We start from the raw sequence: 5,002 nt of genomic DNA, 5'->3' as shown, positions 1-5,002 counted from the left end.
CCCCCCAAGGCACCCGCGTACACCCCGACGGCCCCTGCCCACACGCCCGCCCCGTCGTCCCGCCGCCAGTGGGGCCTGGCCGTGATTGCACTGGCGCAGTTGACGGTGCTGTTCGGATCGACGAACGGGAGCCAGTTCAACTTCTATGAAGCGACCGGGGGCCGGTTCGGCCTGTATGACGCGAACGCGCTGGTGTACTACGGCTTCGCGGTCGCCTTCGGCGCGCTGCTGTTGCCCGGCGGTCATATCGCGGACCTCGTAGGGCGCAGACGGACTCTGATCATCGGCCTGGCGGGATTCGCGGCGGCCAGCCTGTTCAGCGCCTTCCCCTCGTCCTTCTCCTCGCCGCTGCTGATCCTGGCCCGCGTCGTACAGGGCGGCGGCGCCGCCCTCGTGACGGCGGCGGCGCTGGCCATGGTGGCCACCGGCTTCACCGAACCGAGGGAACGGATCAGGGCCTTCGGGATCTACACCGCGGCCGGCGTCGGCGGCCCGGTGCTCGGGCTGCTCACCGCCGGATTCCTGACCTGGGGCTCGACCCTGGGCGTCGGCATCGTCCTCGCCCTGATCGCCCTGATCGGCGTCCCCGTCCTGCCGCACGACCCCCCGGACCGCACCGGCATCCGCTTCGACCTGCCCGGCGTGCTGCTCAGCTCCCTCGGGCCGGCCATTCTCATCTACGGTCTCATCCAGGCCCCGTACGTCGGCGGGGGAACTCCCCAGGTGATCGCCTCGGTCTCCGGGGGCCTCATCCTGCTCATGACCTTCCTGTGGTGGCAGGGCAGAACGTCGAGCCCGCTCCTTGCGCCGTACGTCCTCGGGGACCGCAGTCGCCTTGGCGGCTTCCTGACCATGGGCCTCACCGGCGTGGGCATCCTCTGCCTGATACCGCCCATGGCCCGCCCCACGCACGGGGCCGGCCTGTCGATGCTGCCCATGGTCGTCGCGATCGTCATCGGCTCCACCCAGGTCGCCCCACGCCTGTTGCACCGCGCGGTGCCGCCTCGCCGTCTCATCGTGGCGGGCTTGCTGATCACGCCACTCGGACTGGCCCTGGGCATCAGCGCCATCGAGGCCGACGGCTCGTACAGGGTCGTGCTGCCCGGCATCATCCTCGCGGGCCTGGGCATCGGCCTTGCCTTCACGCCGCTCTTCGCCATCGCGACCGCCGCCGTCGTCCCCCAGCACTCCGGCGCGGCGGCGGGCGCCCTCATCGCTGCCCAGTTCGTGGGGCAAGGGCTCGGCACGGCGGTGTACGACAGCCTCAACGGCCCGCCCTGGTGGGCCGTCGTCTGCCTGCTCCTCGCAAGCCTGATCGCCGGCCTGATGGTGACGACGAAAGCCCAGGTCTCTCGCTGAGCTCGGACCGCCGGAGCGCCCCGGTGCCGGCTTCCTGAGTTCGATCAGCCGGGGCACCAATCAGCCCGCCCGAACCCTGAACTACCTTGTGGACCATGTTGCTTCGTCACATCAACATGACCCTCCGGCCGCTCGGCGAAGGCTACGTCGTCTCCCTCGCCGAGGAATACGACTACCCCGGCCCCTGGGAGGACGACCGCGGTATCCAGACCAGCGGCACATCCGCCGCCCAGGTCAACTGCGTCACCGACACCGGCGACCTCGCCCTCCGTATCGAACTCCACGACGCCTCCCCGGGGACCGACACCAGCCGCACCTGGCAGTACGGACCCGAAGACGTCGTGCTGTGCGCCGAGGACGACTTCCTCACGCTCGCGGTCCCCTGCCAGGGCGACCTCGGTGAGCGGTGGCCCGACGACGAGCCACCGCTCGCTCTCCCGCCCAGGGCTGCCGGCGGGGCACTGCGGGTACGCCTGTACGGGCGGGCGGATTCCAGCGAATACGGCATCGCGGACCGGGGAGAGACCCACCTGCTCCAGCTCTGGCCCGACCCCGCCTCCGACCCCGCAGCCGGCTCCGACCCCGAAGCAGCCGCAGCCGCAGCCGCAGCACCGTAAGCGCACGTGCTCCGGGAAGCCGGCTTCGGGTACCGCGGGCCCCTGCCGGGTTGGCAGGGACCCGCGGTGCAGAGCGCTCAGGAGGACCGGGATCCGTCCTCGTCGAGCGGCATCCCGGCCGGCATCGCGCCTACCGTCCGTTGCCGGCCGGACGGCCCGGCCTCACTTCAGGTGCCGGTCGAAGAACCGGCCCCCGTCCTTCAGCTCGAACCACGGGGTGCCGGTGTGCCCGCCCACGTTGGCGTGCAGCGTCTTCTCCTTGCTGCCGAAGGCGTCGAACAGATCCAGGGCCCGCTGCCGGGGGTTGCCCTTGTCGTCCCACTGGAGCAGGAACAGCAGCGGAATGGAGACCTGCCGGGCCTCCTCCCGCTGGGCGCGGGGCACGTACCCCCCGGCGAAGAACCCGGCGGCCGCGATGCGCGGCTCGGCCACCGCCAGCCGGATGCCGACGGCGGTCCACCCCGAGTACCCGACCGGGCCGTCGCCGATCTCGGGCAGCGAAAGGAGGGCGTCCAGGGTGGTCCGCCAGTCCGGGACCGCCTTCTCGACCAGCGGGCCGACGAAGGACTCGAAGATCTCGTCGACCGGCTCGCCGGCCTGCATCGCCACGCGGAGGTCGGCGCGGGCCTGGTCGTCGGCGGCGGAACGGGGCCGGTCACCGCACCCGGGGGCGTCGATGGAGGCCACCGCGTAGCCGGACGCCGCGTAGTGCCGGGCCCGGGCCACCAGCCGGGGCTCCCGCTTGGGCAGGCCGTTGTTGTGGGCCATCAGGATCAGCGGGACCGGTACGGCGGATTCCGGCGTCCACAGGGTGCCGGGGATCTCGCCGAGGGTGAATTCGCGTGCCAGGACGCCGTCATCGAGCCGTTGCTCGGATGTGAACTGCATGGTCGTGCCTTTCGGGAGCGCGCGTGATCGGCGCTCCCGGACGACCTATCGCCCGACCGTGACCCCGGAGGAGAGCACCCATGTCGATACTGTGTTCACGGGTACCACCTCCTCGTTCTCTCGCACGGCCTCCGGAACCATACCAGTGGTCGCCGTGATCCAGCAGACGGGTTGCCCGGGCGCCGTGGCCGGATGCCACGGAGCCGAGATTCCCGCGATGAGTCCCTGCGACGGCGGGGGCGGATTCTCGGGGTCCTGTCGCTACGCGTCGCTCAGGCGAGGCGGTGCTCCCAGCGCAGCAACGGATGATCATTGATCCAGTAGGTGTGGGTGCCGGCGGTGACGCGCAGTTGCACGGTGTCGATGTCAGGGCTGCCCGCGTGCTGCCACGCGATGAGGGCCATCTCGATGGTGTCCCACAGCGCTACGGGGCCGCCCTGTCGGACCGTCCAGTCGTCACCGTCAGCGGTGAACTGGGCGAAGGACTCGCGCTCCGGGTCGAAGAGGTAGAGCAACTTGGTCCCGTCGCTCCGAGCGGCGCGGACGAACTGAGCCCCAGGCGCGGCGAGTTGGGCCAGAAAGGCGGGCATCCAGTCGTCCAGCAGGGCGGGAGGCACCTTCGTCTTCCGCTCGCTGTCGGCGTAGGCCGTCCGGGCGGACAGGTCGCCGGCCACCGGCGCCACGGCCTGGGCGCGCGCCTGCATGAACGAGGACCGGCCGATGATGCGGCCCTGCGCGTTGCCGTCCTCGTCGACGGTGACTCTGGCCAGGCCGGTTCCGTACGGCCAGGAGCCGACGGTGCTGAGGATGGTGCCGCCGGGCTTCGTCTGGCGGACCCAGGCGTACGGGATACGGCGGACGGAGCAGGTGGCGATCACGCGGTCGTACGGCGCGTTGCGTGGGTAGCCGAGGAGTCCGTCGCCTGTGACGGTCCACGTGGAGAAGCCGAATGTCTCCAGTGCGGTGTCGGCGCGTTCCGCCACCTCGGGGTCCACCTCGACCGTGGTGACGTTGTCCTCGCCGAGGTAGTGGCACATCAGGGCGGCGGAGTAGCCGGTGCCGGTGCCGATCTCCATGACCCGGTGGTCCGGTTGCAGGTCCAGGCTCTCGATCATGCCGACCACGGTCGCCGGGGTGGTGGAGGAGGAGGTGGGCACACCTCCGACGGTGCCCCGGGCCTGGTCGGCGGTCAGGTGGCCGTCGAGCTGGGTGGTCAGGGTGTCGTACCGGTACGCGATGTCCAGCCATTCGGCGGTGTCGGTAGCGGCCGCGGTGATCGGGCGCCATGAGCCGCCTTCGTTGACGAAGACTCCGGGGCGGAGGAACAACTCGCGCGGTACGGCCTCGACAGCGGCACGCAGCCACGGAGAGACGAGGACGCCTTCGTGCGCCAACAGGTCGGCGAGGCGGCGGCGTTGGGGCGCGGAGTCGTTCATGAGGTGTCTCCTTGGGTGAGCAGATCGGCGAAGGCGGCGGACATCGGCAGACCGGTCTCCGTCTCCAGCCATCCCCATTGGCCGTTCGGGTTCAGCTCCAGCCACCAGTAGTCGCCCGCCCGGTCCACGGCGAGGTCGAAACTCCCTGATACCAGTCCGAGGTGTCGCAGGTAGGAGTGCAGCGCCGTGTTCATACGGTCGGGCAGGCGTTCCGCGGTGTACGTGAGGGCGCCGTAGTCCCTGCGCCAGTCCAGCAGGCCGGAGTTGATACGAACGGCGAACGTCTGCCGGCCGACGACCAGCACACGGAGGTCGGCAACTTTGTCCACGCGGGTCTGGAACAGGTGCGGTGCGACGCCAACGCTCTCGTCGATCTCGTCGGCGGACACCGGATCGGCCCAGCCGGTGACCGGCACGCCGTCCCGCGTGTACGGCGTCCAGCGCAACGTCTTGGAGATTACGTCGCCCTGGTCGGCAATGAACTCACGTGCCTCGTCAGGGTCATTGGTGGGGGAGGTCGGTCCGGCTGGGGTCGTCCTCGTCCCACCAGGGCAGGTAGCCGGCGACTTTGACGCCCTCGGTGGTGGTGATGGTCCACTCGTTCGCTGAGGGGGCGGGGCCCGGGCGGTAGTTGAGCGCGGCCAGGGCGGAAGGGCTCATTGCGTCGGCTCCTCGGTCATGGCCGTGCGGAGGGTGTGGAGG

Annotated in this window: 5 protein-coding genes and 1 pseudogene; 2 read left to right on the top strand and 4 right to left on the bottom strand. The window is 70.6% G+C overall.

Annotation, left to right across the window (positions count from 1 at the left end; translation table 11 throughout):
- Together AC13HU_RS31865 and AC13HU_RS31860 are read left to right on the top strand one after the other, a co-directional pair.
- The coding region (locus AC13HU_RS31865) for an MFS transporter (RefSeq protein ID WP_483045456.1) at positions 1–1,359 on the top strand (1,359 nt) is incomplete at its 5' end.
- A 95-nt stretch (positions 1,360–1,454) separates the two neighbouring features.
- The gene (locus AC13HU_RS31860) at positions 1,455–1,976 is read left to right on the top strand and encodes a hypothetical protein (protein ID WP_483045455.1); all 522 of its coding nucleotides are present in this window, start codon (positions 1,455–1,457) and stop codon (positions 1,974–1,976) included.
- 162 nt (positions 1,977–2,138) lie between these two features.
- Here AC13HU_RS31860 and AC13HU_RS31855 read toward each other — a convergent pair whose 3' ends face one another.
- The 4 genes and pseudogenes from AC13HU_RS31855 to AC13HU_RS31840 all read right to left on the bottom strand — a co-directional run bounded on the left by AC13HU_RS31855 (position 2,139) and on the right by AC13HU_RS31840 (position 4,960).
- A complete protein-coding gene (locus AC13HU_RS31855) occupies positions 2,139–2,864 on the bottom strand; it encodes a dienelactone hydrolase family protein (protein ID WP_483045454.1) in 726 nt (241 codons plus the stop codon).
- A gap of 272 nt (positions 2,865–3,136) precedes the next feature.
- Complete coding sequence (gene tgmC / locus AC13HU_RS31850) at positions 3,137–4,300, bottom strand: ATP-grasp peptide maturase system methyltransferase (protein WP_483045453.1); 1,164 nt, start codon at positions 4,298–4,300, stop codon at positions 3,137–3,139.
- Positions 4,297–4,821: pseudogene (locus AC13HU_RS31845) on the bottom strand (MvdC/MvdD family ATP grasp protein); the annotation flags it as partial. The gene tgmC and the pseudogene AC13HU_RS31845, both read right to left, overlap by 4 nt.
- A complete protein-coding gene (locus AC13HU_RS31840; protein WP_483045452.1) occupies positions 4,802–4,960 on the bottom strand; it encodes a hypothetical protein in 159 nt (52 codons plus the stop codon). The pseudogene AC13HU_RS31845 and the gene AC13HU_RS31840, both read right to left, overlap by 20 nt.
- Positions 4,961–5,002 lie beyond the last annotated feature (42 nt).

Source organism: Streptomyces sp. NH27 (genome assembly GCF_056859195.1).
This window is presented reverse-complemented; position numbering and strand designations above follow the sequence as displayed.

What these genes read in the sequence shown, in the direction of transcription:
- AC13HU_RS31855 (WP_483045454.1), bottom strand. Translation starts at nt 2,864, where the DNA reads ATGCAGTTCACATCCGAGCAACGGCTCGATGACGGCGTCCTGGCACGC.
- tgmC (WP_483045453.1), bottom strand. Translation starts at nt 4,300, where the DNA reads ATGAACGACTCCGCGCCCCAACGCCGCCGCCTCGCCGACCTGTTGGCG.
- AC13HU_RS31840 (WP_483045452.1), bottom strand. Translation starts at nt 4,960, where the DNA reads ATGAGCCCTTCCGCCCTGGCCGCGCTCAACTACCGCCCGGGCCCCGCC.
- AC13HU_RS31860 (WP_483045455.1), top strand. Translation starts at nt 1,455, where the DNA reads ATGTTGCTTCGTCACATCAACATGACCCTCCGGCCGCTCGGCGAAGGC.